This is a genomic window from Falsihalocynthiibacter sp. CO-5D18 (genome assembly GCF_041205445.1).
GTDB lineage: Bacteria > Pseudomonadota > Alphaproteobacteria > Rhodobacterales > Rhodobacteraceae > Falsihalocynthiibacter > Falsihalocynthiibacter arcticus.
Map to the genome: position 1 here is coordinate 141,030 of NZ_JBGFCF010000007.1, position 20,504 is coordinate 161,533.

Annotated in this window: 24 protein-coding genes; 14 read left to right on the forward strand and 10 right to left on the reverse strand. The window is 54.4% G+C overall.

The window, feature by feature from the left end; genetic code table 11:
- Positions 1-8: 8 nt before the first annotated feature.
- The 3 genes from AB9F27_RS11305 to pyrC form a co-directional block, all read right to left on the reverse strand.
- Positions 9-1,517, reverse strand: a complete 1,509-nt coding sequence (locus AB9F27_RS11305; RefSeq protein WP_335585509.1) for a replicative DNA helicase — start codon at positions 1,515-1,517, stop codon at positions 9-11.
- Between the two features lie 150 nt (positions 1,518-1,667).
- Entirely contained in the window at positions 1,668-2,345 is a 678-nt protein-coding gene (locus AB9F27_RS11310) for an orotate phosphoribosyltransferase (protein WP_335585508.1), read from the reverse strand.
- 19 nt (positions 2,346-2,364) lie between these two features.
- On the reverse strand, positions 2,365-3,402 hold the full coding sequence (gene pyrC, locus AB9F27_RS11315) for a dihydroorotase (RefSeq protein ID WP_335585507.1): 1,038 nt from the start codon (positions 3,400-3,402) through the stop codon (positions 2,365-2,367).
- A gap of 206 nt (positions 3,403-3,608) precedes the next feature.
- Here pyrC and AB9F27_RS11320 point away from each other — a divergent pair, with 206 nt between their 5' ends.
- The 4 genes from AB9F27_RS11320 (at position 3,609) to ureC (ending at position 6,886) form a co-directional block, all read left to right on the forward strand.
- On the forward strand, positions 3,609-4,466 hold the full coding sequence (locus tag AB9F27_RS11320) for an urease accessory protein UreD (protein WP_335585506.1): 858 nt from the start codon (positions 3,609-3,611) through the stop codon (positions 4,464-4,466).
- An 8-nt stretch (positions 4,467-4,474) separates the two neighbouring features.
- Complete coding sequence (locus AB9F27_RS11325; protein ID WP_335585505.1) at positions 4,475-4,777, forward strand: urease subunit gamma; 303 nt, start codon at positions 4,475-4,477, stop codon at positions 4,775-4,777.
- Positions 4,778-4,795: 18 nt separating this feature from the next.
- Positions 4,796-5,101, forward strand: coding sequence for an urease subunit beta (locus AB9F27_RS11330; RefSeq protein ID WP_039000498.1), 306 nt, complete (start codon positions 4,796-4,798; stop codon positions 5,099-5,101).
- 75 nt (positions 5,102-5,176) lie between these two features.
- Positions 5,177-6,886, forward strand: a complete 1,710-nt coding sequence (gene ureC / locus AB9F27_RS11335) for an urease subunit alpha (protein ID WP_335585504.1) — start codon at positions 5,177-5,179, stop codon at positions 6,884-6,886.
- 57 nt (positions 6,887-6,943) lie between these two features.
- On the opposite strand, the gene AB9F27_RS11340 is transcribed toward ureC, so the two are convergent.
- Entirely contained in the window at positions 6,944-7,273 is a 330-nt protein-coding gene (locus AB9F27_RS11340) for a hypothetical protein (RefSeq protein WP_335585503.1), read from the reverse strand.
- A 205-nt stretch (positions 7,274-7,478) separates the two neighbouring features.
- Here AB9F27_RS11340 and AB9F27_RS11345 point away from each other — a divergent pair, with 205 nt between their 5' ends.
- The 4 genes from AB9F27_RS11345 to ureG all read left to right on the forward strand — a co-directional run bounded on the left by AB9F27_RS11345 (position 7,479) and on the right by ureG (position 9,543).
- Entirely contained in the window at positions 7,479-7,697 is a 219-nt protein-coding gene (locus tag AB9F27_RS11345) for a DUF1127 domain-containing protein (protein WP_335585502.1), read from the forward strand.
- A gap of 19 nt (positions 7,698-7,716) precedes the next feature.
- Positions 7,717-8,229: an urease accessory protein UreE gene (locus AB9F27_RS11350; RefSeq protein ID WP_335585501.1), complete on the forward strand. Its 513-nt coding sequence runs from the start codon at positions 7,717-7,719 to the stop codon at positions 8,227-8,229.
- A 6-nt stretch (positions 8,230-8,235) separates the two neighbouring features.
- Positions 8,236-8,859 carry an urease accessory UreF family protein gene (locus tag AB9F27_RS11355; RefSeq protein WP_335585500.1) on the forward strand — a complete coding sequence of 208 codons (624 nt, stop codon included), beginning with the start codon at positions 8,236-8,238 and terminating at the stop codon, positions 8,857-8,859.
- A gap of 72 nt (positions 8,860-8,931) precedes the next feature.
- Positions 8,932-9,543, forward strand: coding sequence for an urease accessory protein UreG (ureG, locus tag AB9F27_RS11360; protein WP_335585499.1), 612 nt, complete (start codon positions 8,932-8,934; stop codon positions 9,541-9,543).
- A 10-nt stretch (positions 9,544-9,553) separates the two neighbouring features.
- Here the strand turns inward: ureG and AB9F27_RS11365 are convergent, their stop codons facing one another.
- The 4 genes from AB9F27_RS11365 to AB9F27_RS11380 all read right to left on the reverse strand — a co-directional run bounded on the left by AB9F27_RS11365 (position 9,554) and on the right by AB9F27_RS11380 (position 13,478).
- The gene (locus AB9F27_RS11365; RefSeq protein ID WP_335585498.1) at positions 9,554-10,507 is read right to left on the reverse strand and encodes a phosphoadenosine phosphosulfate reductase; all 954 of its coding nucleotides are present in this window, start codon (positions 10,505-10,507) and stop codon (positions 9,554-9,556) included.
- A 121-nt stretch (positions 10,508-10,628) separates the two neighbouring features.
- On the reverse strand, positions 10,629-11,699 hold the full coding sequence (locus AB9F27_RS11370) for a glycosyltransferase family 2 protein (RefSeq protein WP_335585497.1): 1,071 nt from the start codon (positions 11,697-11,699) through the stop codon (positions 10,629-10,631).
- A gap of 105 nt (positions 11,700-11,804) precedes the next feature.
- Complete coding sequence (locus tag AB9F27_RS11375; protein WP_335585496.1) at positions 11,805-13,016, reverse strand: acyl-CoA dehydrogenase; 1,212 nt, start codon at positions 13,014-13,016, stop codon at positions 11,805-11,807.
- A 174-nt stretch (positions 13,017-13,190) separates the two neighbouring features.
- Positions 13,191-13,478, reverse strand: a complete 288-nt coding sequence (locus AB9F27_RS11380) for a hypothetical protein (protein WP_335585495.1) — start codon at positions 13,476-13,478, stop codon at positions 13,191-13,193.
- Between the two features lie 248 nt (positions 13,479-13,726).
- Between AB9F27_RS11380 and AB9F27_RS11385 the strand changes: the two genes are divergently transcribed.
- The 5 genes from AB9F27_RS11385 (at position 13,727) to AB9F27_RS11405 (ending at position 18,059) form a co-directional block, all read left to right on the forward strand.
- Complete coding sequence (locus AB9F27_RS11385) at positions 13,727-14,704, forward strand: XdhC family protein (protein WP_335585494.1); 978 nt, start codon at positions 13,727-13,729, stop codon at positions 14,702-14,704.
- Positions 14,701-15,690: a molybdopterin-binding protein gene (locus AB9F27_RS11390; RefSeq protein WP_335585493.1), complete on the forward strand. Its 990-nt coding sequence runs from the start codon at positions 14,701-14,703 to the stop codon at positions 15,688-15,690. The genes AB9F27_RS11385 and AB9F27_RS11390 overlap by 4 nt, the downstream gene beginning before the upstream one ends.
- A gap of 101 nt (positions 15,691-15,791) precedes the next feature.
- Positions 15,792-16,253, forward strand: coding sequence for a (2Fe-2S)-binding protein (locus AB9F27_RS11395; protein ID WP_335585492.1), 462 nt, complete (start codon positions 15,792-15,794; stop codon positions 16,251-16,253).
- 176 nt (positions 16,254-16,429) lie between these two features.
- Positions 16,430-17,215 (forward strand): xanthine dehydrogenase family protein subunit M, encoded by a 786-nt coding sequence (locus AB9F27_RS11400; RefSeq protein ID WP_335585491.1) that lies wholly within the window; start codon positions 16,430-16,432, stop codon positions 17,213-17,215.
- A gap of 289 nt (positions 17,216-17,504) precedes the next feature.
- Positions 17,505-18,059 carry an outer membrane beta-barrel protein gene (locus AB9F27_RS11405; protein WP_335585490.1) on the forward strand — a complete coding sequence of 185 codons (555 nt, stop codon included), beginning with the start codon at positions 17,505-17,507 and terminating at the stop codon, positions 18,057-18,059.
- 145 nt (positions 18,060-18,204) lie between these two features.
- On the opposite strand, the gene infC is transcribed toward AB9F27_RS11405, so the two are convergent.
- Complete coding sequence (gene infC / locus AB9F27_RS11410; RefSeq protein ID WP_082802370.1) at positions 18,205-18,750, reverse strand: translation initiation factor IF-3; 546 nt, start codon at positions 18,748-18,750, stop codon at positions 18,205-18,207.
- 190 nt (positions 18,751-18,940) lie between these two features.
- Between infC and AB9F27_RS11415 the strand changes: the two genes are divergently transcribed.
- Positions 18,941-19,567, forward strand: coding sequence for a translation initiation factor 3 (locus tag AB9F27_RS11415; protein ID WP_369757721.1), 627 nt, complete (start codon positions 18,941-18,943; stop codon positions 19,565-19,567).
- A 94-nt stretch (positions 19,568-19,661) separates the two neighbouring features.
- Here the strand turns inward: AB9F27_RS11415 and AB9F27_RS11420 are convergent, their stop codons facing one another.
- Positions 19,662-20,480, reverse strand: coding sequence for a ferredoxin--NADP reductase (locus tag AB9F27_RS11420; protein ID WP_335585488.1), 819 nt, complete (start codon positions 20,478-20,480; stop codon positions 19,662-19,664).
- Between the last annotated feature and the right edge of the window lie 24 nt (positions 20,481-20,504).

The window sequence follows — 20,504 nt, forward strand, 5'->3', positions numbered from 1 at the left end:
TGCATAAATTAATAGCCGTTGGGTTCGCTTTGCCATGCTTTGACAAGATTGCCGAAGCGGGTGAACTGCCCTTCAAACGAAAGCTCGACGTGGCCGATTGGCCCGTGACGCGCCTTGCCGATAATAACTTCGGCCTTCGCATGGAGCGCGTCCATTTCTTCCTGCCACGCAGCCATTTTGTCCAGCTCGTGATCGCCCGGTTTCTCGCGCTCTTTGTAATATTCCTCACGGAACACAAACATCACGACGTCGGCGTCTTGCTCAATCGAGCCCGATTCCCGAAGGTCGGAAAGCTGCGGTCGTTTGTCTTCGCGGTTTTCAACGCCACGGCTGAGCTGGGAGAGGGCGATGACGGGAATATCGAGTTCCTTGGCAATGGCCTTAAGCCCTTGCGTGATCTCGGAAACTTCGTTTACGCGGCTGTCTTTGGCGGTGGCGGGGCGCACGAGTTGAAGGTAGTCCACAATCAGCACGTCCAGCCCATGCGTCCGTTTCAAACGGCGGGCGCGCGCCGCCAATTGCGAGATCGGCAGGGCGGGCGTGTCATCGATATAAAGTGGGCAGGATTCGAGTTTTTTGGCGGCTTCCACAAAACGGCGGAACTCTTCTTCGGTCATGTCACCGTTGCGAATTTGGCCAGACGGGACCTCTGCGGCCTCCGAAAGAATCCGTGTGGCGAGTTGTTCGGCGGACATCTCGAGGCTGTAGAACCCTACAACGCCACCCTGGATCGCGCCCTCGGTTCCATCAGGCCTTTTGCCCTTCTTATAGGCTTTGGCGATGTTATAGGCGATGTTGGTGGCCAGTGAGGTTTTCCCCATTGAGGGCCGTCCGGCAAGGATCAAAAGGTCGGAGCGGTGTAAACCACCCAGCATTTTGTCCATATCTATCAATCCCATAGAGATCCCAGACATGCCGCCTTCGCGCTGATATGCAGTATTGGCGACAGTTACGGCTTCGGTCACAGCTTTGAGGAAGGATTGAAATCCGCTCTCGGTTTGACCTTGCTCGGCCATTGCATAAAGCGCCTGTTCGGCTTCAACAATTTGCTCTTTGGGTTCGCTCGCGACATTTACATTTGCCGCCTTGTCCATGATCTCGCGGCCTAGCCCCATAAGTTCGCGACGGATCGCCAAATCATAGATAATTTGCGCATAGTCCCGCGCGGCAAAACTGGAAATCGCCGCCCCTGCAAGACGTGCCAAATACGCGGGTCCACCAAGTTCTTTGAGGCCCTCGTCGTCTTCCATGAACGCTTTCAAGGTCACCGGTGACGCGTTCATATTTTTAGCAATACGGTGCGACGCGAGTTCGTAGATTCGCGCGTGAGTCGGCTCATAGAAATGCGTGGCATTGATGACAGAAGCCACGCGGTCGAACACCTCGTTGTTGGTGAGAATCGCACCCAAAAGCTGCTGTTCCGCCTCAATATTATGCGGTTGTGCACTTAACTCAGAGGCCTCTGAGTTCGTTGCAGGAAGCCCTGCGCCATTGCTGACTGGTACGATTTCGTTCATTTGATTCCCCGACCGGATTGGGTGTCTGCTTAGCGCAGACTTCATGGAAGTCGCAAATTGTATAAAGCTGTGGATAACCTTGATTTACCATATCTAGGCATGTCTGTCGACATTTTGCCTAGATATGGATGAAATCTCATTAATATCGTTTTAAGTTTTGTGAGCGTCCTGCCAACCGCGTGGGTCGTTGAGGAAGGCTTCGACTTCGGTCAAGGTTTCCGTATCAAAGGCACCGGACTCCTTGGCTTCGGCCAAAACATCCCACCACGTACAGAGGTGGTGCAGTTGGATTCCGTGGTCGCCGAGGGTTTTCTCGGTTTCTGGGAAAATCCCGTAATAGAAAATGACCGCCGTATGCGCACAGGTCGCGCCCGTTTCGCGAATGGCATCGACAAAGGACAGCTTGCTGCCGCCATCGGTTGTGAGGTCTTCGACGAGCAAAACCCGTTGGCCTTCCGTCATTTCGCCTTCAATTCGCGCATTGCGGCCATAACCTTTGGCCTTTTTGCGCACATAACTCATAGGGAGGGCCATGCGTTCGGCGACCAATGCGCCAAAGGGGATGCCTGCGGTTTCGCCACCAGCCACGTTGTCAAAGGCTTCAAAGCCCGCGTCGCGCATGACCGTGATGGTTAGGAAATCCATCAAAGTGCTGCGAATGCGGGGATAGGAAATTAGCTTACGGCAATCAATATATGTCGGGCTGGGAAGGCCGCTGGCGAGGATGAAAGGCTCCCGCGTGTTGAAATGTACCGCCTTGATTTCCAAGAGCATTTTCGCGGTAAGACGCGCAATTTCGGTGGCGTCGGTATAGGATGTTGGGATCATGACAGGTCCTTTGTTTTCGCTAGGCGGTGACGGTCCAATGCAGGGGGAAACCGGGGTCAAAGACGGTGACGGTTTCCGCGCCGACTTCGATTTTTGAGGGGTATGTAACGGGCGCGCCCTTGGTCAGGGTGAGCGTTGTGTCATTTACGGGGAGGCCGTAAAAAGCGGGGCCGTGCAGCGAAGTGAAGCCCTCTAACCAGTCTAATGCGCCCGCCTTTTCAAAGACTTCCGCAAGGATCGACATTGTATTCGTGGCCGTAAAACATCCCGCACATCCACAGGCGTTCTCTTTGAGGAGGTCGGTATGCGGTGCGCTGTCTGTTCCAAGGAAGAATCGTGTATCGCCACTGGTTGCGGCTTCAAGAAGGGCAACGCGGTGCGTTTCGCGTTTTGCTACGGGAAGGCAGTAATAGTGGGGCTTGATGCCGCCCACGAGGATGTGGTTTCGGTTGATCACAAGGTGGTGCGTGGTGATTGTTGCGCCCAAATTGTCTTGCGATTTTGCGTAATCGACGCCGTCCTTTGTGGTGATGTGTTCCATCACCGTTTTTAAGCCCGGGGTGGCGCGGCGGATTGGATCAAGGACGCGGTCGATGAAAACAGCTTCGCGGTCAAAAATGTCGACCTCAGCGTCAGTGACTTCTCCGTGCAGGCAAAGAGGCAGGCCAATCTCGGCCATTATTTCCAACGCAGGGCGCACTTTGTCAAAATCGCTGACGCCACTTGCGGAATTTGTGGTGGCTCCGGCAGGATAGAGTTTCACGGCGGAAATCAACCCGCCCGCATAGGCTGCGGCGATATCGTCTGGGTCGCTTTGCTCAGTCAAATAGAGGGTCATCAAAGGCGTAAAGTTGCTTCCCTCTGGCAGTGCCGCGAGGATACGATCCCGATAGGCCAAGGCCTGAGCGCTCGTCACAACGGGTGGAACAAGGTTTGGCATAATGATCGCACGCCCAAAATGGCGGGTGGTTTCAGGCAGCACCGCTTTAAGCATTGCGCCATCGCGCAGGTGGAGGTGCCAATCATCGGGGCGTTTGAGCGTGAGTTTTTGGGTCATATCCTTGCGCTACACAATTAGTGCAGGTTTTTCCAGCGTGGATTGCAGGTTAGTTTTCATGAAACGATTAGGGAGTGACCTGCTGTACATTTTTTCGCCTATTTTTTAAGCTCAGGCATATTTTTTCGGCACAAGTGCGTGAACGATCGCCCATTATCTTGCTGGCGGCATACATGCTGCCTAAGTTTCTCGCGAAACGAGGGGTTATGCTGGATTTAGAGGCACAAATAGAGAGCGGGTCTGAATGCACAGCATCGCCTAGATTGCAGCGCATGTTTGGGCGAGGTTTTGCCTCGGTTCATGCTGTGTCCGGACGAATCCGTTTGAAAGATTTGCACCAATCTGGGTCCGCAAAAGTGTTCCTACCAAAAATCCATGCGCCCACGCCCGAAATCGTGTTTTTGAACACTTCGGGCGGCGTCACGGGGGGCGACCACATCTCGTATGGTCTTGATGTCGGCGCGGGCGCGCGGGTGAATGCGACGACCCAAACCGCCGAACGCGCCTATCAATCCGTGAGTGGCACGGGGCGGGTTGATGTGAATTTGACCGTGGGTGATGGGGCGCGTTTGGATTGGCTGCCTCAGGAAACCATCCTGTTTGAAGGCTCCAATATGGCGCGCAAGACGCTTGTAGATTTGGCTTCTGATGCTGAGTTTCTTATGGTTGAAACCGTGATTTTGGGGCGCGCAGCGATGGGGGAAACGCTCGTTAATGCAACCTTTTCGGATTGGCGGGAGGTACGTGTTAACGGGCGCCCAGAATGGATTGAACCCTTTGCGCTGGATAAGCGCAACTTCACACACCCCAAGCGCGCAGCAACGCTTTCTGGCGCGCGCGCTCTTGCGACAATCGCGTTATTTGCACCGCAAGCACAGGACGCCCTTGGGCCCGTCCGCTCTATTCTATCCACTTTTTCGGATGTCACAGCGGCGGCAAGCGGATGGAACGGAAGGCTTATTATTCGGCTGTTTGCGGATGACGGATGGCCGTTGCAGCGTGTCGTGGCGAAAGTTTTAAATGAATTGCGCGTCGATCCACTGCCGCGTGTCTGGCAAAAATAGGGAAGAAAATGAACCTAAGCCCAAGAGAAAAAGATAAACTCCTAATCAGTCTGGCGGCGATTGTCGCACGCGGACGCCTCGCGCGTGGGGTGAAGCTGAACCACCCTGAATCGATCGCAATTATTACGGATTACGTTGTCGAAGGTGCGCGAGATGGGCGCTCGGTGGCGGATCTGATGGAAGCTGGCGCGCATGTAATTACGGTCGATCAATGCATGGAGGGTATCGCTGAAATGATCCACGACGTGCAGGTCGAAGCTACATTTCCCGACGGCACAAAACTTGTGACCGTTCACCATCCCATTCGTTAATCCCAAGGAGGAGCAGGCATGATCCCGGGAGAGATATTCACCGTCGACGGTGACATAACCCTAAATGCTGGCGCGCAAACACGCGTCTGCATGGTCGCCAATACGGGCGATCGACCCGTTCAAGTCGGAAGCCACTATCATTTCGCAGAAACGAATTCCGCTTTGGATTTTGATCGCGCGGTGGCACGCGGCATGCGGTTGGACATTGCTGCGGGTACGGCCGTGCGCTTCGAGCCTGGGCAAAGACGCGAAGTGACCTTGGTTCCGCTCGGGGGTAAGCGCGAAATCTATGGTTTTAATCAGAAGGTTATGGGGCCGCTTTGAAGCGAGATGACATAATTCGAGAGAAGAGATTCCCGCCGCACTGCGGTCAATGGGACGGAAATTAAAGGAAAGCCAATGCCTGCGAAAATTTCACGCGCGACCTATGCCGATATGTATGGGCCAACCACAGGCGACCGCGTCCGGTTGGCGGATACGGATTTGATCATCGAGGTGGAACGCGACCTGACGACCTATGGTGAGGAAGTGAAATTCGGTGGCGGCAAAGTCATCCGTGACGGCATGGGGCAAAGCCAAATTTCGAGGGCTGGCGGAGCCATGGATACGGTAATTACCAACGCCCTCATTGTCGACACGACAGGGATTTACAAGGCAGACGTGGGCTTGCGTGGTGGGTTTATCGCGGCGATTGGAAAGGCAGGAAATCCGGATACACAGCCAAACGTAGACATTATCATCGGCCCTGGGACTGAAATAATTGCGGGCGAGGGGCGTATTTTGACGGCGGGCGGGTTTGACAGCCATATTCACTTTATTTGCCCACAACAAATGGAAGACGCGCTGCATTCTGGTGTGACGACAATGCTCGGCGGGGGCACAGGACCCGCGCATGGCACGTTGGCCACCACTTGCACACCCGGCCCGTGGCATATTGCGCGGATGTTGCAGGCCGTTGATGGCATTCCGATGAACATCGGGCTGTCCGGCAAAGGCAACGCAAGCCGTCCCGAAGCCCTTGTGGAAATGATCAAGGGCGGCGCCTGTGCGATGAAATTGCACGAAGATTGGGGCACAACTCCGGCGGCGATTGATTGCTGCCTTTCCGTCGCCGACGACATGGACGTTCAGGTGATGATCCACACGGATACGCTAAATGAAAGTGGCTTTGTCGAGAACACCGTTGCCGCCATCAAGGGGCGCACAATCCACGCGTTTCACACCGAAGGCGCGGGCGGTGGTCATGCGCCGGACATCATTAAAGTTGTTGGGGAACAACATATTATACCGTCGTCAACCAACCCGACGCGCCCCTATACTGTCAACACTATCGAGGAGCATTTGGATATGCTCATGGTGTGTCACCACCTTGATAAATCCATCCCCGAGGATGTGGCATTTGCCGAAAGTCGCATTCGGCGCGAAACGATTGCCGCCGAAGATATCCTGCATGACCTCGGCGCATTTTCGATTATCGCGAGCGATAGTCAGGCTATGGGACGCGTGGGCGAAGTTTTGATTCGCACATGGCAAACTGCGGATAAAATGAAAAAACAACGGGGCCGTTTAAGCGAAGAAACAGGCGACAACGACAATGTTCGGGTCAAACGCTATCTGGCGAAATACACAATTAATCCGGCAATTGCCCATGGGATTTCGCGCCATATTGGTTCAATTGAAGTTGGGAAACGCGCAGATTTGGTGCTGTGGTCCCCCGCATTTTTTGGTGTGAAACCCGAAATGGTGTTGATGGGCGGGATGATCGTTGTGGCGCAAATGGGCGATCCAAATGCCTCTATCCCAACGCCACAGCCCGTTTATTCACGCCCGATGTTTGGTGCGATGGGCGGAGCGGTTGCGCATTGTGCGGTCACGTTCGTGAGTCAGGCCGCACAGGCAGACGGAATTGGTGCAGCCCTTGGACTTCGAAAAACGACTTTGGCGGTGGAAAATACCCGTACCATCGGGAAATCCGACATGGTGATGAACAGCGCGACCCCGCATATTGAGGTCAATCCAGAGACCTACGAAGTGCGGGCCGACGGCGAGCTTTTGACCTGTGAACCCGCCAAGTCCCTGCCGATGGCCCAACGCTATTTCATGTTCTAGGGAATGAGCCAACGCGTGGGAAATAAGTCGACGGGGCAGGCAGTGCGGCGTCCTAAGTTAACAAAAGACGCCGCCCTGTTCGACAAGGTCGATCACGTCGTCGTTTTGCCATTCGCAAGAACTAGACTTTTCTTGAATGTTGATCTGTGTGCGAAAGCGCGTCGTCCAATATCGAGGGTCAAGGCGGACTTCAATCGGAAGGCGGCTTGGGTCAAATTCGCGGGCTTCTTCACGCTCAACAATCACGTTGCACGTAAGTCCTGGGTGAAGGCCATAATCGCCCTTTTCAAGGAAAGTAATGCGAAGGCGCGCTTCCTCCTCTTTAAGAGCGGAAATGCGGGACCGAATGGCAGCCAGACGGTCGGCAGAGGGATGTAGATTGAGCATGGGATTCTCCTGCAGCTATACCAAGAGATTGGACCAAGGGTGGTTAAAAAAATGCAAATAAATTCAGTAAAAATAGGGTTAACAGGGGTGGGTATGCGTTCACTGCATGGCCGCTTTTCCCATTTGTCTATTGCTGCATCGCAGCATACTGCCCATATTGGAGGGAGAGATACATATATTTATTCCCCCAAAGTGGAGAGACAAAATGGCCTACGCATCAACCGAATTACTTGCCCAAAAGAAATCAGTCTGGGCTTCCGTATCCAACGGATTTTCCGCGTTTTTCACAGCCCTGATCGAATCAAATTCACGGTCGGACCAAGTCGAACGTTTTCAAAACATGAGCGATCGTCAATTGGCGGACATCGGTCTGGATCGCGACGATATTGTACGGCACGTCTTTGCCGACAAAATGGGCCTCTAACACCTTCTGAGGTGCAGGAATGAGCGCGCCTGCTGTGGCGGTGCTGACCTGCAATACAGTTCTGAATGCCCATGATTTTGGGCATCTTTTGGCGAGCGGACAGGCGGCCTGTGCTCAGGTTTCCCTCGCGTATGAAGACCGCCTTTTGCGCCGCAAGCGGCTTAAACTTTGCGACGGCCTTGTGGTTCTTCTGGATCTTGAAAAAGTCACAAACCTAGAGCACGGTGGTGCGCTGGCTTTATCAGACGGTCGCCATGTGCAAATCGTTGCGGCGCCTGAAGCGGTTTTGGTGATCTCTGGCCCCAATCTGCCGCGCTTGGCTTGGCACATAGGTAATCGTCACACGCCGTGTCAGATAGAAAATGATCGCCTGATTATCCTTCATGATCATGTATTTGCGCAAATGCTTACGCATCTAGGCGCAGAGGTTGTCCCCCTCACGCTGCCCTTTACGCCGGAGGGTGGCGCTTATGGGCATGGTCGCACCTTTGGACACAGCCACGGCCCCGCGGATCATGCGCATGAGCACTGAATCCACATGAATCCTGATCTCCTTACGCTCACACAATGGCTCTCGCCTGCATTTCCCCTCGGGAGTTTTGCTTATTCGCATGGCCTTGAAACCGTTGTGGAAAACGGCGCCGTGTCAGACCGCGAAACGTTAACCGATTGGATCGCGGACATCCTGCGTTTTGGCACAGGGCATGTGGACGCGATTTTGCTTTGTCAGAGTATTTCAGGTGAAGATATGGCCGATACCGCACGGGCGCTTGCCGCGAGTAAAGAGCGCTTGCATGAGAGCGAAGCGCAGGGGCGCGCCTTTGTTGAAACGGTGAATGGTATGAGCGGAGCGCAGGCCCAACACGCACCTTTTCCCGTGGCAGTGGGCGTGGCCGCGCGCGGGTTGACGCTTGCACCACAAGAGGTTGTGAGCCTTTATTTACATGCCTTTGCTTCGAATTTGGTGTCTGTGGGGGTTCGGTTTATTCCTTTGGGGCAAACCGACGGGCAAAAAGCTCTCGCGGCCTTACACCCTGTTATCTTGGAAGTTGCCGCACAGGCCGCGACACAGACTTTTTCGGATATGGCGAGCGCCGCATTTGGCGCGGATATTGCCGCCATGCAGCACGAAACACAGGACGTCAGGATATTTAAGACATGAGACACAAAGCCTACCTTTATGCGTCTCTGAAGGCGCTCGAAATGGTTAACAAAACTGGGAGAAATGCACGTCATGGCCTCTAAAAATGGACCGCTTCGCGTTGGTATTGGCGGGCCTGTTGGGGCAGGGAAAACGACTCTCACTGAACAGTTGTGCCGCGCCTTGACTCAGAGCTATTCGGTGGCTGTCATCACCAACGATATTTATACACGCGAAGATGCGGACGCCCTCGTGCGGGCGCAAGTCCTTCCGGAAGCGCGGATTCGGGGGGTGGAAACAGGGGGGTGCCCCCATACGGCCATTCGCGAAGATGCGAGCATCAATCTGGCGGCCATTGCCGATTTAAACGCAGCCTTTCCCGATCTTGATGTGATTTTCATCGAAAGCGGGGGGGATAATTTGGCAGCCACGTTTTCGCCTGAACTGGCGGATTTGACCCTCTATGTAATCGACACCGCCGCGGGGCAAGATATTCCTCGTAAAAAGGGCCCGGGCTTAACGCGCAGTGATCTTCTTATTATTAACAAAGTGGATTTAGCACCCTATGTCGACGTGGATTTGGCTTTGCTCGAAAGTGACGCCGCCAACGCACGACAAACCCGTCCCTTCGTGATGGCATCGTTGAAATCAAATATCGGGGTCGCCGAGATCGTCTCCTTCATAACACGGGAGGGTGGGCTTTAAGGTGTTGTTCTTAAACCGTTTCATTATCCGCTTTGGGAGCGTCCTGCGAGGATTTGTGTGTTTGGATTTCTTTGAGACGACGACGAAAACGCGGCCCGCCCCCAGTTCGCTCAATCACGTTTTTGCACAGCGCTTCGATCAAGACAACACGGCCATCATCCTCAAGGCGGGTGAGTAAATTGCGCAGGTATTGGCCGTTGTCGCGGCGGGCCCGATAGAGTTCAAAGAAGTCGGCCGCCATCATATCCCCCGTTAGCGCAGTTTCGATCAGATCTTGGAGAATCTCCATCGTCCGCAGGCTATCTTCAATTCGGGGGCCCAAATTCGGACATTTCACCATTGTGGTATTTGCGCGGGTGAATAGCGAAGCATGCATGGCGTCGAATTCTTCTTCGGGATCAAAAATGATAAAGGCGCGGTCAGCACCTTCGATCATATCTGGGCCAAATCCATAGCGATCTGTAAAGCATTTACGACGCTGCCCTTTGAAGCGCGTGTCCCATCCTGTGACGGCGGGGTCGAGGGTGGCCTGTGGTTGCACGGCGATGACCGTCGCGCCCGGTGCGGCGACAGAATAGGCTACAGCCCCATACCCGCCCATGTTGGCACCATAAAAAACAACGTTATCGAAGTCTTCAAAGAAACCGTCATCCACCAGTCTGTCAAAATACCCGTAGAGAGATGCGTCGCGAAACCAAGTGTCGCCATGCGCCAGAATACACAGGTTAGAATAGCCGTTTTTGGCAACCATTTCAAAGCCTAAGGGCTGTGCCTCGGGGTCGTGGGTGCGGATGCCGCTTATACTTTCAAACGTGACAATCAAATCGGGACCTTCGTCCGTTAAGATTGCAGAATGCTGTTTGCCGATGGGTTCAAAATAGCCACGCTCCTCGCCAATAGGGTCGAGCCTGTCGAGCCAAGCTTGCGCCTCGGTATCCAGATTATGAGTGGCATTCTGCGACATTCTTATCCCTTTGTACTCGTTGCCCAATATATGAGCCCTTATTCCACCTGTTGGTTACATTATGGTCAATGAATCGGGCAAAATTTGGAAGGAAGCGTGAGGTTTTTAAGTGTGTGGGCCTTTATTTTTCATCCAAAGGCTGAATTTTGACGGATAACTGCGCTCGTCGTCCAATTCTTAGTAACTCCTGTGCCTTTTTCTTGGCAAGGGGTTCGGTTGGAGGCGTGAGAAGGAGGCGTCCGTACAAAGCCCGCGATTCGTCTTCTAGGATCAACCGGATGAAAGTGGAGTCGCGCCAGTCGGCAGCCCTTTGATGAAGGTCGTGCAACACGGGGTCCGCGTGAAGCTGGGCCAAGAGGGGGGCGGACAGGCCACGGTGGCGCAAAATACTATCGTCATGCGCTTGGTTGAAGTTACGCTCGACCCAATAGTCCATCCCCATCAGTTTTTCGCCACGGTTCACCCGACCCCGTGCGCGTTTGAGCACATAGCTTTGGCGCGCACCTAGGGCATAGTGGTTGAGTTGGGCCAGCAGATAATTGTCGCGGCCGAATTGATTAAACAGTCGACGGGTTTTGATTGGCGGGCCGAGAATTTCCTTGCCGCGCGTGTCGAACCATCGCGCCTCATCAAGACGGGATTTGTCGGGGCTACGGGGGCGGTGAACGCCAATTTTCGAATAGATTCCGTCGTTTTTAAACAGTGTTTTGAACATTGACGCCCGCCAAGGCCAATACAGAACGGCGGGGGCGGCTTGTTGAAATTGCTCGGTAACAGGCGCATCCACAAAGGCATCCACATCGGCGTTGCCAAACAAGCGCCACGTTAGGGCAAAGGCGGTGGCATCGGGGACGGCGTCCATCAGGGCCTTGAGCGTGCCGTCGCCCACGTGAATATTCACAAACTCGTCGATATCGAGGCACATGAGCCAATCGGCGTTCTGAGTGAGGGGGTGTTTGTCGGCCTGTTTAAGCGCGGACCATTGTATTCCCCCTTCGTCATAGGGGCCAGGATTGGGAATATGCGTCAGGTGGCCCAACTCTTGGAGGCGATCAAGCATGGCATCGGTGCCATCCGTACAATCGTTGGAAAACACGAGGAAGTCTGTGAAACCAATGGCGCGGTGATGGGCGAGCCATTCCAAAAGGAAGGCGCCTTCGTCGCGAACAGTGAGGATGGCGGTAATTTTCATAATCCAAGCCTAGCAGGAAGGGCGCGCAAGCCTAAAGGGGCAATAGGGGCTTGGTCACGGATTTATGAACGGCGGGACAGATCATGCCCCGCCAATCTTAATTCCTCAAAAGAACGCTTGAAGACCAGTTTGTGCCCGCCCTAGGATGAGTGCATGCACGTCGTGGGTGCCCTCATAGGTGTTGACGGTTTCAAGGTTAACCATATGGCGCATGACTTGGAATTCCTCGGAAATGCCGTTGCCGCCATGCATATCACGACTCATGCGGGCGATATCGAGGGCCTTGCCGCAATTGTTGCGCTTCATCATCGAGATCATCTCAGGTGCTGCATTGGCGGCATCCATCAAACGTCCGACTTGGAGTGAGCCTTGCAGGCCAAGGGTGATCTCCGTCTGCATATCGGCCAGTTTCTTTTGGAATAACTGGGTCTGGGCGAGGGGGCGGTTAAACTGGTGGCGATCAAGGCCGTATTGACGCGCCGCATGCCAACAGAATTCGGCAGCGCCCAAAACACCCCAGCTGATGCCGTAACGCGCGCGGTTCAAACAGCCAAACGGACCTTTGAGGCCTTGTACGTTGGGGAGCAGCGCATCTTCGCCGACTTCGACGCCCTGCATAACGATTTCCCCAGTGATAGAAGCACGCAAGGAAAGCTTGCCCGCGATTTTGGGGGCGGAGAGGCCTTTCATGCCTTTCTCAAGGATGAACCCGCGAATTTTACCCTCGTGGGCATCGGATTTGGCCCAGATAACAAAGACATCCGCAATGGGGCTGTTGGAAATCCACATTTTATTACCGGTGAGGCGATAGCCGCCGTCGATCTTCTCGGCGCGGGTTTTCATGCCGCCCGGATCGGAGCCAGCGTCGGGTTCCGTCAGGCCAAAACAACCAATCAACGTGCCAGCCGCGAGGCCCGGGAGGTACTTCTGGTGTTGCTCAGGGGAGCCGTAGGCATGGATGGGGTACATCACGAGGCTGCTTTGCACCGACATCATCGAGCGATAGCCCGAATCTACCCGCTCGACTTCACGCGCGATCAACCCGTAGGAGACATAACCCGCGCCCAAGCCGCCCAAATCTTCGGGGATGGTTGCCCCCAATAGGCCTGCCGCGCCCATTTCGGCGAAAATTTCGGGGTCTGTGGTTTCTTCGCGGTAGGCTTTGATGATGCGTGGCTGCAGCTTATCCTGAGCAAAATCACGTGCGCCGTCGCGCAACATTTGCTCTTCTTCGGTGAGTTGATCGTTCAGACGAAATGCATCCTCCCAATCAAATTTGCCAAGATCGGGTGCGTTTTTTCCAGTGAGATGTTGCATAGCGGGCCTCTTGCAAAAATATCAGTTGCCCATCGGTAGCCCAGCATTTCAGGAAGTGCAATCAGCGCAATTCCAACGAATTCTTTCTGATGTGCATACGTCGGCGCATTTACTGGGTGAAAAAGCGCGTGAAGCACCCAAAAGGCCCCACACCTAAAACGAACCACAGGGTGGCTAGTCGAAAAAACCTTCAAGCTCGGAAATGCCGCTGATTTTTTCAAATTCCGGTTGGTCTTTGATCGGGGCTTCTTCCCATGTGAGGGCCACAATCGCCATAAACTCGGTCTCGCCGGTAAACATGAAAACCGCTTCGTCGCTTTCACTGCTCTGCGCGATGGCGCGGGCTGTGTGACCATATAACAGGTGATCAGAAGTCAATTCAGCGAGGAGCTCTTTTTCAAGCGCTTGGGGGTTTACGGGGGCTTCCCAGCCAGCGGGGAGGGTCAGTCTATCATTGCTCATCCCCAAGGGTTATCGCAGAAATTAGGGGAGTTCCATCCTGAATTTTCGTCACTGACGATTCCCAAAACTGGGTGGCTTGTGGACATCATTCCTTAAAAGGCAGCGGTCTGTTTTAGAAAGCGCGCGGTCTTTGGTCGGTAGGAGGCAGAGGCGAGCGGGCTGTGTGTTGGCCCAATTGGGGCGAAACCGATTGTGGACGTGGGGGGATTTGATAGACTTCATCCAAAGAGGTGAGGAACGTAAATAGGATGACAACCGGATATAACGATATTCCCGAAGTAGCCTTGGCGTGGCACCGCGCAGGTATTGGGGCCGCCTTGGCCACTGTGGTCGAGACATGGGGCTCTGCGCCGCGCCCTGTGGGAAGCCAGCTTGCCATATCAGGAGAGGCGGGACTTGCGGGGTCTGTGTCTGGGGGCTGTGTTGAGGGGGCCGTTGTGACGGAGGCGCTTGATGCCCTTGAGGATGGCAAACGCCGGATCTTGGAGTTTGGTGTGTCCGATGACGAGGCCTTCGCGGTTGGTCTGGCCTGTGGGGGGCGTATACGGGTGATGGTAGAGCCTGTAGGGAGCGCGCTGCCTTTGGATGTATTGGAGGCCTTAGTTGCCAAACGTGCGGCACGGGAGCCTGTGGCCTATGTGGTCAATACCGAAGGGGGGGAAGTTTCCCTTGCCCAGTATGACACCTATGAAGCGCGGTTTCGGGCGGATAAGTCGGGATTTGAGGAAGACGGGCAGACATTCGTTGGCCTGCACAATCCACCTTTGCGCATGGCGATTGTCGGCGCGGTTCATATTGCGCAACCCTTGGTGGGAATGGCGCGCGCCGCTGGGTATGATCCCTATGTGATCGACCCGCGCGCGGCCTTTGCCACTCAAGAGCGGTTTCCCGACGATAAAGTCGAAAGCGAAGCATGGCCCGATGAGGCGCTGACCGCATGGGGGATTGATACGCGTACGGCCGTCATCACCCTGTCGCATGATCCCAAAATAGATGACCCCGCCATAACCACTGCCCTTGCATCACAGGCGTTTTATATCGGTTCGCTTGGGTCCACACGCACCCATGCCAAGCGGGTGACACGCCTTGAAGCGGCGGGATTTAGCGCCGAGGATATCGCACGTATTCACGCGCCCGTTGGACTAGATATCGGGGCAAAATCACCTGCGGAGATTGCGATTGCTATCATGGGGGAAGTGACCCGTGTGTTACGGCGCGGCGCATGAAGTTTGGCGAGGTTCCTATAGGGGAGGCTGAGGGCGCGATCCTTGCGCATTCGCATCCGCTACCGAAGGGGCGTTTGCGCAAGGGGCATGTGCTTGAGGCCAAGGATATCGCGGCCCTAGAGGATATTGGGCGCACGTCTGTTGTTGTGGCGCAATTGGAAGCGGGTGACATTGAGGAGAACGAGGCCGCGCGGCGGATTGCGGCGGCGTTGGTTCCAGAGGGGAGCGGCCTCCATGTGACGCGTTCTGCGACGGGGCGGGTGAATGTGCTTGCTGCGGGGGCAGGGGTTGCGGAAATTAATGTTGCGGCAATCCATGCGCTGAATGCGATCAACCCGATGGTGACGGTTGCCACCGTTGCGCCTTATGCACGGATGATTGAGCGCGGGATGGTCGCGACGGTCAAGATCATTGCCTATGGGGTACGTGAAGCTGATGTGGACGCGGCCTGTGACGCGGCACGGGGAGCTTTGATGCTGCATCACCCCAAATACCAAACCGCGCGATTTATCCAGACTTCCCTTCAGGACGAGGAAACCGACAAAGGGTTCGAAGCCACAAAAACACGGCTTGCCGCGCTGGGCGTGTCGCTCGTGCGCGATGCGATTGTCCCCCATGAAATCTCAGACCTAAGCGCCGCGATCACACAGGCCCGTGGGGACTTTATCCTGATCCTCACAGCCTCAGCCACCTCCGATATCCGCGACACGGCCCCCGCAAGCTTGATTGCCGCGGGGGGGGAGGTAGACGTTTTCGGAATGCCCGTCGATCCCGGGAACTTGCTGTTTTTCGGCACCCTTGACGGCAAGCCCGTGATTGGCCTTCCTGGGTGCGCACGCTCACCCGCCCTTAATGGCGCGGATTGGGTGATGGAGCGGCTTCTCTGTGGAGTAGCGGTCACGCAGCAAGATATTTCACATATGGGGGTTGGGGGGCTTCTGAAAGAAATTGCAACCCGCCCCCATCCAAGGGACCTTAAAATTTAGGCGAGGATTGGCGTTTTTTTGTGTTTACCCGCATGTTTGTGTTTTCAGCACGGAGGGGGCATGATTAACCTAGATAAAATATGAAACGGAGGAATGAACCCATGGTGAAAGTCAGCATGTCGGTGAACGGCAAGCCAGCGGAAGCAGAGGTCGAGGGACGCTTGTTGTTGTCGCATTATTTGCGCGACAATTTGGGCCTTACGGGGACACATATTGGATGTGATACCAGCCAATGCGGCACGTGTGTTGTGCATGTCGATGGTAAGGTCGTGAAGTCCTGCACGATGTTCGCCGCCGAAGCCGAAGGCAAAGAGGTTACCACGATTGAAGGGATGGCCAACCCCGATGGCAGCTTGAGCAAAATTCAAGCAGCCTTCCAAACACACCATGGCCTTCAATGCGGATTTTGCACTCCGGGCATGGTGATGTCGACCGCAGCCCTCCTTAAACGAAATCCAGATCCAAGCGAGACAGAAATTCGCGACTATTTGGAGGGAAATATTTGCCGCTGCACCGGTTACCATAATATTGTGAAAGCGATTCAGGCGGCAGCAGCCAGCTAGTTCCGAAGTCTTTAGGTGTGAAGGGCGACGGGGGCGAGGGCAATTGGATCGCTGCTTTGCAACAGAGCGCTAAGAATGTAACCTGAATGGGTATGACACTGTCGCCTTGGCGCGTTTTGGGCCGCACTGCAGGCCACGCCTGTCGCACAACAGTAGGACGGGAATAGGAGAGAACGATGTATGCATTTGAAATCGAGCGGCCAACCACGGTCGCACAGGCCGTAGAAGCGCTCAAAAACGAGGTTGCACAGGCGCTGGGCGGTGGTCAAACTCTGATCCCGACCCTCAAACAGCGTCTCGCTGCGCCGGAAGTCCTCGTGAGCCTTTCGGGAATTGCCGAAATGCAGGGGATATCGGTTTCCGAAGGTACGATTTTAATCGGCGGTGGGGTTACCCATGACGATGTTGCCATCGGCGCAATGGCCTATCCAACGCTCGCGGCTCTCGCGGGGGGGATCGGCGATCCAGCTGTGCGCAATCGCGGTACCCTTGGCGGCAGCCTCGCCAACAACGACCCTTCCGCCTGTTACCCCGCTGCGGCGTTGGCATCGGGCGCGACGATCACGACGAATGCGCGCGAAATTCAGGCGGATGACTATTTTCAAGGGATGTTTGAGACCGCCTTGGATGACGGCGAAATCGTTGTTGCCGTGAGCTTTCCAATCCCAGAAGGGGCGAGCTATCAAAAATTCGTGCAACCAGCCTCGCGCTTTGCGCTGGTCGGTGTCTTTGTCGCGAAATATGCCGACGGGGTGCGCGTCGCGGTAACCGGCGCGGCCGAGGAGGGCGTTTTTCGGTGGCGCGAAGCAGAAGCGGCCCTGTCGGCCGATTTCTCGGCAGCAGCTTTAGAAGGGCTTTCCCACCCAGCAGAGGGGATGATCGGCGACATGCATGGCAGCGCAGAATACCGCGCCCATTTGATCAAGGTTTTAGCAAGCCGCGCAGTGGTAGACATGGCGTAACTTGGCCGCGATGAAAATAGAGCACGCCCTGAGGGAAACCTCGGGACGTTTTTTTTGATATCTTCCATTTTATCAATAGCCTTTGAGGGAATGATCACAGCGGGGAGAGGCAGGTTTTGCATGGGAATATCGGCGGATTTTAGCCCCAATTCAAGGATATGCGCCAGATATTGCCGATTTTTGAACACAGAAACTTTACCTCGTCTTGTAAAGAAACGCTCAAACCTTATTTCGGTAGCAGAGGCAAAACCGCCTTCAATAAACAGATTGTTATTAGGAGAAGTCCACAATGCGTATCGCAGTTATTTCAGCTCTTTGCATCGCAAGTGTAACCGCCACCCAAGCCGCAGCCCAAGATTGGTCTGCTGAAGTTTACGGAGGGGGAACCTTCGAGGGCGACCTCGCAGTTGGAGGCACAGATGAAAAAGTCGACTCCGGTACGACATATGGTGGTGGCCTTTATTACTCCGGTCTCGGCGGGATGGATGCCCTCGAATTGGGTTTCGATTTGAGCCGCACCAACGCGGATTACAAAACGTCCGGTGAAGATCTCCAATCAACCGCCGCTATGGCTATAGCGCGCTATAGCTTCGTCAACAGTGGCCCGCTCAAAGCTTATGGCGCACTTGGTCTCGGTTGGGTTGAAACAGCCTCTGCGGGCGACGAGGACTCCGGCCTTGGTGGTCGTGCGGCGCTGGGCATCAGCTATGACGTGAGCGAAACAATTGGCGTATTCGGCGAAGTTCGGCACACGCGCGCCTTTGACAGCTCCACACTGAATGGTGTGTCGGGTATCGAAAATCGCAACAACGCAGTTGTTGTAGGTCTTAGCACCCAGTTCTAACGCCATTCGTGCACGTCTTCCCAGATGTAAGCACATTTTGACGTTAGGAGAAGGCCCTCGAATTTCGGGGGCCTTTTTCTTTGCCTACTGATTCCAACAAAAAAGGCCCCCGAAAACGGAGGCCCTTTGGTGAACTATTGGTGACTTACTTCGGAAGGGGGCCGATCATCATGATCATTTGGCGGCCTTCCATTTTCGGCATGCTCTCGACTTTACCTTGTTCTTTGGTGTCATCGGCAACACGTTCCAAAAGCTGACGTCCCAAGTTTTGGTGCGCCATTTCGCGCCCTCGGAACCGTAGGCTGATTTTTACTTTGTCGCCGTTTTCCAAGAATTTGTAAACGTTACGCATCTTGACATTATAGTCATTAATATCCGTGTTCGGACGGAACTTAACCTCTTTAATCTCAATGATTTTTTGCTTTTTCCGCGCTTCGTTCTCGCGCTTTTGCGTTTCGTATTTGAACTTGCCAAAATCCATGATCTTGCAAACCGGAGGGATCGCGTTTGGCGAGATTTCCACCAGATCTAATCCGGCTTCTTCGGCCATGACCATGGCACGTGCAGGCGTTACAACGCCGCCGTTTTCACCATCAGCGCCAATAAGACGGATTTCTGTTGCGCGGATTTTATCGTTGATACGAGGGCCCGTGTCGCGTTGCGGCGGGGCGTTATGTGGCTTGCGAGCTATGGCTTTGATCCTTTGATCGTTGTGGTTACTTTGCGGAACTTAATATCGTGCGCGGCTTCTTACAACCCAGTAAACGCGCGGAATGGGCGATCTGATGCCGGATTCGTTGAATGAATCGTTCATTGCTGTTGCACCGACCCCAATTGATGCTAAATGCACAGCTATATGCCGCATCTAAAGGATTATAGAGATGAACAAAACTTGGATTATTGCCGCACTTATCATCGCCGCCGGATTGGGTGGATATACTTATTATTCCAACCAAGAAGCTGCGAAAGAAGCCGCTGAGCAAGCTGCCGAAGCTGCAAAAGAAGCTTCGGAAGAAGCTGCAGAAGCTGCAAAGAAAGCTACAGAAGAAGCTGCTGAGGCCGCAAAAGTGGCTGCAGATGCCGCTCAAAAAGCGACAGAAGAAGCTGCTGAAGCAGTAGAAGAAGCCGCTGAAGAAGCTGCTGAAACCGCTGAAGAAGCTGCTGAAACCGCAACGGATGCGGTGGATGATGCTGTGGAAGCCGTAACGGACGCTGCAAGTGATACAACGGATGCCGCAACGGATGCTGCTACAGACGCAACAGATGCCGCAACGGATGCGACAGACGAAGTTGAAGCTGCTGCTGACGACGCTGCCACTGATATGGCTGATGCTGACCCATTGTCGGCTGAAGGCTTCGACCTCGACAAAGTCAATGCGATGATCGACGGATCAAGCCTTGATGTAGTTCAAAAAACCACGTTGAAAACAACGGTGAAAGCCGCCAGTAACAACCCTGATCTTTTGAAAGCTACACTTGCTCAAGTGAAGTCTGCTTTGGGACTTTGATCGCGATCTGCCGCGCTTAACTGCGCGGCAATCGCATAAAAAAAGCGCCGTGAGAGTGATCTCGCGGCGCATTTTTTATTTTTATTTTGGGGTGTTAGCCAACAAAGGCTTTTTCCACCACAAACTCTTTAGGTTCGGAATTGGCCCCTTCGCGCAAACCTGCCGCTTCCAGAATTTCGGTGATATCCTTGTTGAGGCCCATTGAGCCACACACCATCGCGCGGTCGGATGCCGGATCAAGGGGGGGGATGCCCAAGCGCTCAAAGATTTCGCCAGATTTCAAATGATCGGTAACGCGGCCCATCACGGGGCTCTCTTCGCGGGTCGTCGTGGGGTAGTATTTCAACTTGCCCTCGATCATTTCGCCAATCAGCGGGTCCGCCTCGAGGCTCTCGACCAACTGACGACCATACTCAAGCTCGGCGACCTCGCGGCACGTATGCGTTAGGATGATCTCGTCGAATTTCTCATAGGTCTCGGGGTCGCGGATCAAACTCGCGAAGGGGGCAAAGCCGGTTCCCGTCGCGAAGAAATACACACGTTTGCCTGGCAGAAGCGCGTCATGCACGAGGGTGCCGACTGGCTTGGGACGCAAAATAAGTTCGTCGCCGACCTTAATGTGCTGCAATTTGCTCGTGAGTGGGCCGTCCTGAACCTTGATGGAATAGAACTCCAACTCCTCGTCCCAGCTTGGGGAAGCAATGGAATAGGCGCGCAAAAGCGGCTTGCCGTTGTCGCCCATCAGGCCAATCATCACAAACTCACCGGAGCGAAAACGAAACGACGCGGGACGTGTAACGCGGAAGGAAAAAAGGCTATCCGTCCAATGTGTTACGGCAGTAACGGTCTGCGCATTGGGGAGCGCTTTTACGGGTTTAACGGGGGTATCAGTCACGGTTACCTGTTCATTCATATCTGTATCGCAAAGCGGCGCTTT

Excerpts from the sequence above, each read along its gene's own strand:
- AB9F27_RS11310 (WP_335585508.1), bottom strand. The coding sequence starts at position 2,345 with ATGATCCCAACATCCTATACCGACGCCACCGAAATTGCGCGTCTTACC.
- pyrC (WP_335585507.1), bottom strand. The coding sequence starts at position 3,402 with ATGACCCAAAAACTCACGCTCAAACGCCCCGATGATTGGCACCTCCAC.
- AB9F27_RS11385 (WP_335585494.1), top strand. The coding sequence starts at position 13,727 with ATGACAACCGGATATAACGATATTCCCGAAGTAGCCTTGGCGTGGCAC.
- AB9F27_RS11405 (WP_335585490.1), top strand. The coding sequence starts at position 17,505 with ATGCGTATCGCAGTTATTTCAGCTCTTTGCATCGCAAGTGTAACCGCC.
- AB9F27_RS11390 (WP_335585493.1), top strand. The coding sequence starts at position 14,701 with ATGAAGTTTGGCGAGGTTCCTATAGGGGAGGCTGAGGGCGCGATCCTT.
- AB9F27_RS11370 (WP_335585497.1), bottom strand. The coding sequence starts at position 11,699 with ATGAAAATTACCGCCATCCTCACTGTTCGCGACGAAGGCGCCTTCCTT.
- AB9F27_RS11340 (WP_335585503.1), bottom strand. The coding sequence starts at position 7,273 with ATGCTCAATCTACATCCCTCTGCCGACCGTCTGGCTGCCATTCGGTCC.
- AB9F27_RS11365 (WP_335585498.1), bottom strand. The coding sequence starts at position 10,507 with ATGTCGCAGAATGCCACTCATAATCTGGATACCGAGGCGCAAGCTTGG.
- AB9F27_RS11350 (WP_335585501.1), top strand. The coding sequence starts at position 7,717 with ATGAGCGCGCCTGCTGTGGCGGTGCTGACCTGCAATACAGTTCTGAAT.
- AB9F27_RS11330 (WP_039000498.1), top strand. The coding sequence starts at position 4,796 with ATGATCCCGGGAGAGATATTCACCGTCGACGGTGACATAACCCTAAAT.
- ureG (WP_335585499.1), top strand. The coding sequence starts at position 8,932 with ATGGCCTCTAAAAATGGACCGCTTCGCGTTGGTATTGGCGGGCCTGTT.
- AB9F27_RS11395 (WP_335585492.1), top strand. The coding sequence starts at position 15,792 with ATGGTGAAAGTCAGCATGTCGGTGAACGGCAAGCCAGCGGAAGCAGAG.
- AB9F27_RS11320 (WP_335585506.1), top strand. The coding sequence starts at position 3,609 with ATGCTGGATTTAGAGGCACAAATAGAGAGCGGGTCTGAATGCACAGCA.
- AB9F27_RS11420 (WP_335585488.1), bottom strand. The coding sequence starts at position 20,480 with ATGAATGAACAGGTAACCGTGACTGATACCCCCGTTAAACCCGTAAAA.
- AB9F27_RS11355 (WP_335585500.1), top strand. The coding sequence starts at position 8,236 with ATGAATCCTGATCTCCTTACGCTCACACAATGGCTCTCGCCTGCATTT.
- AB9F27_RS11375 (WP_335585496.1), bottom strand. The coding sequence starts at position 13,016 with ATGCAACATCTCACTGGAAAAAACGCACCCGATCTTGGCAAATTTGAT.
- AB9F27_RS11380 (WP_335585495.1), bottom strand. The coding sequence starts at position 13,478 with ATGAGCAATGATAGACTGACCCTCCCCGCTGGCTGGGAAGCCCCCGTA.
- AB9F27_RS11400 (WP_335585491.1), top strand. The coding sequence starts at position 16,430 with ATGTATGCATTTGAAATCGAGCGGCCAACCACGGTCGCACAGGCCGTA.
- AB9F27_RS11305 (WP_335585509.1), bottom strand. The coding sequence starts at position 1,517 with ATGAACGAAATCGTACCAGTCAGCAATGGCGCAGGGCTTCCTGCAACG.
- AB9F27_RS11415 (WP_369757721.1), top strand. The coding sequence starts at position 18,941 with ATGAACAAAACTTGGATTATTGCCGCACTTATCATCGCCGCCGGATTG.
- ureC (WP_335585504.1), top strand. The coding sequence starts at position 5,177 with ATGCCTGCGAAAATTTCACGCGCGACCTATGCCGATATGTATGGGCCA.
- AB9F27_RS11325 (WP_335585505.1), top strand. The coding sequence starts at position 4,475 with ATGAACCTAAGCCCAAGAGAAAAAGATAAACTCCTAATCAGTCTGGCG.
- AB9F27_RS11345 (WP_335585502.1), top strand. The coding sequence starts at position 7,479 with ATGGCCTACGCATCAACCGAATTACTTGCCCAAAAGAAATCAGTCTGG.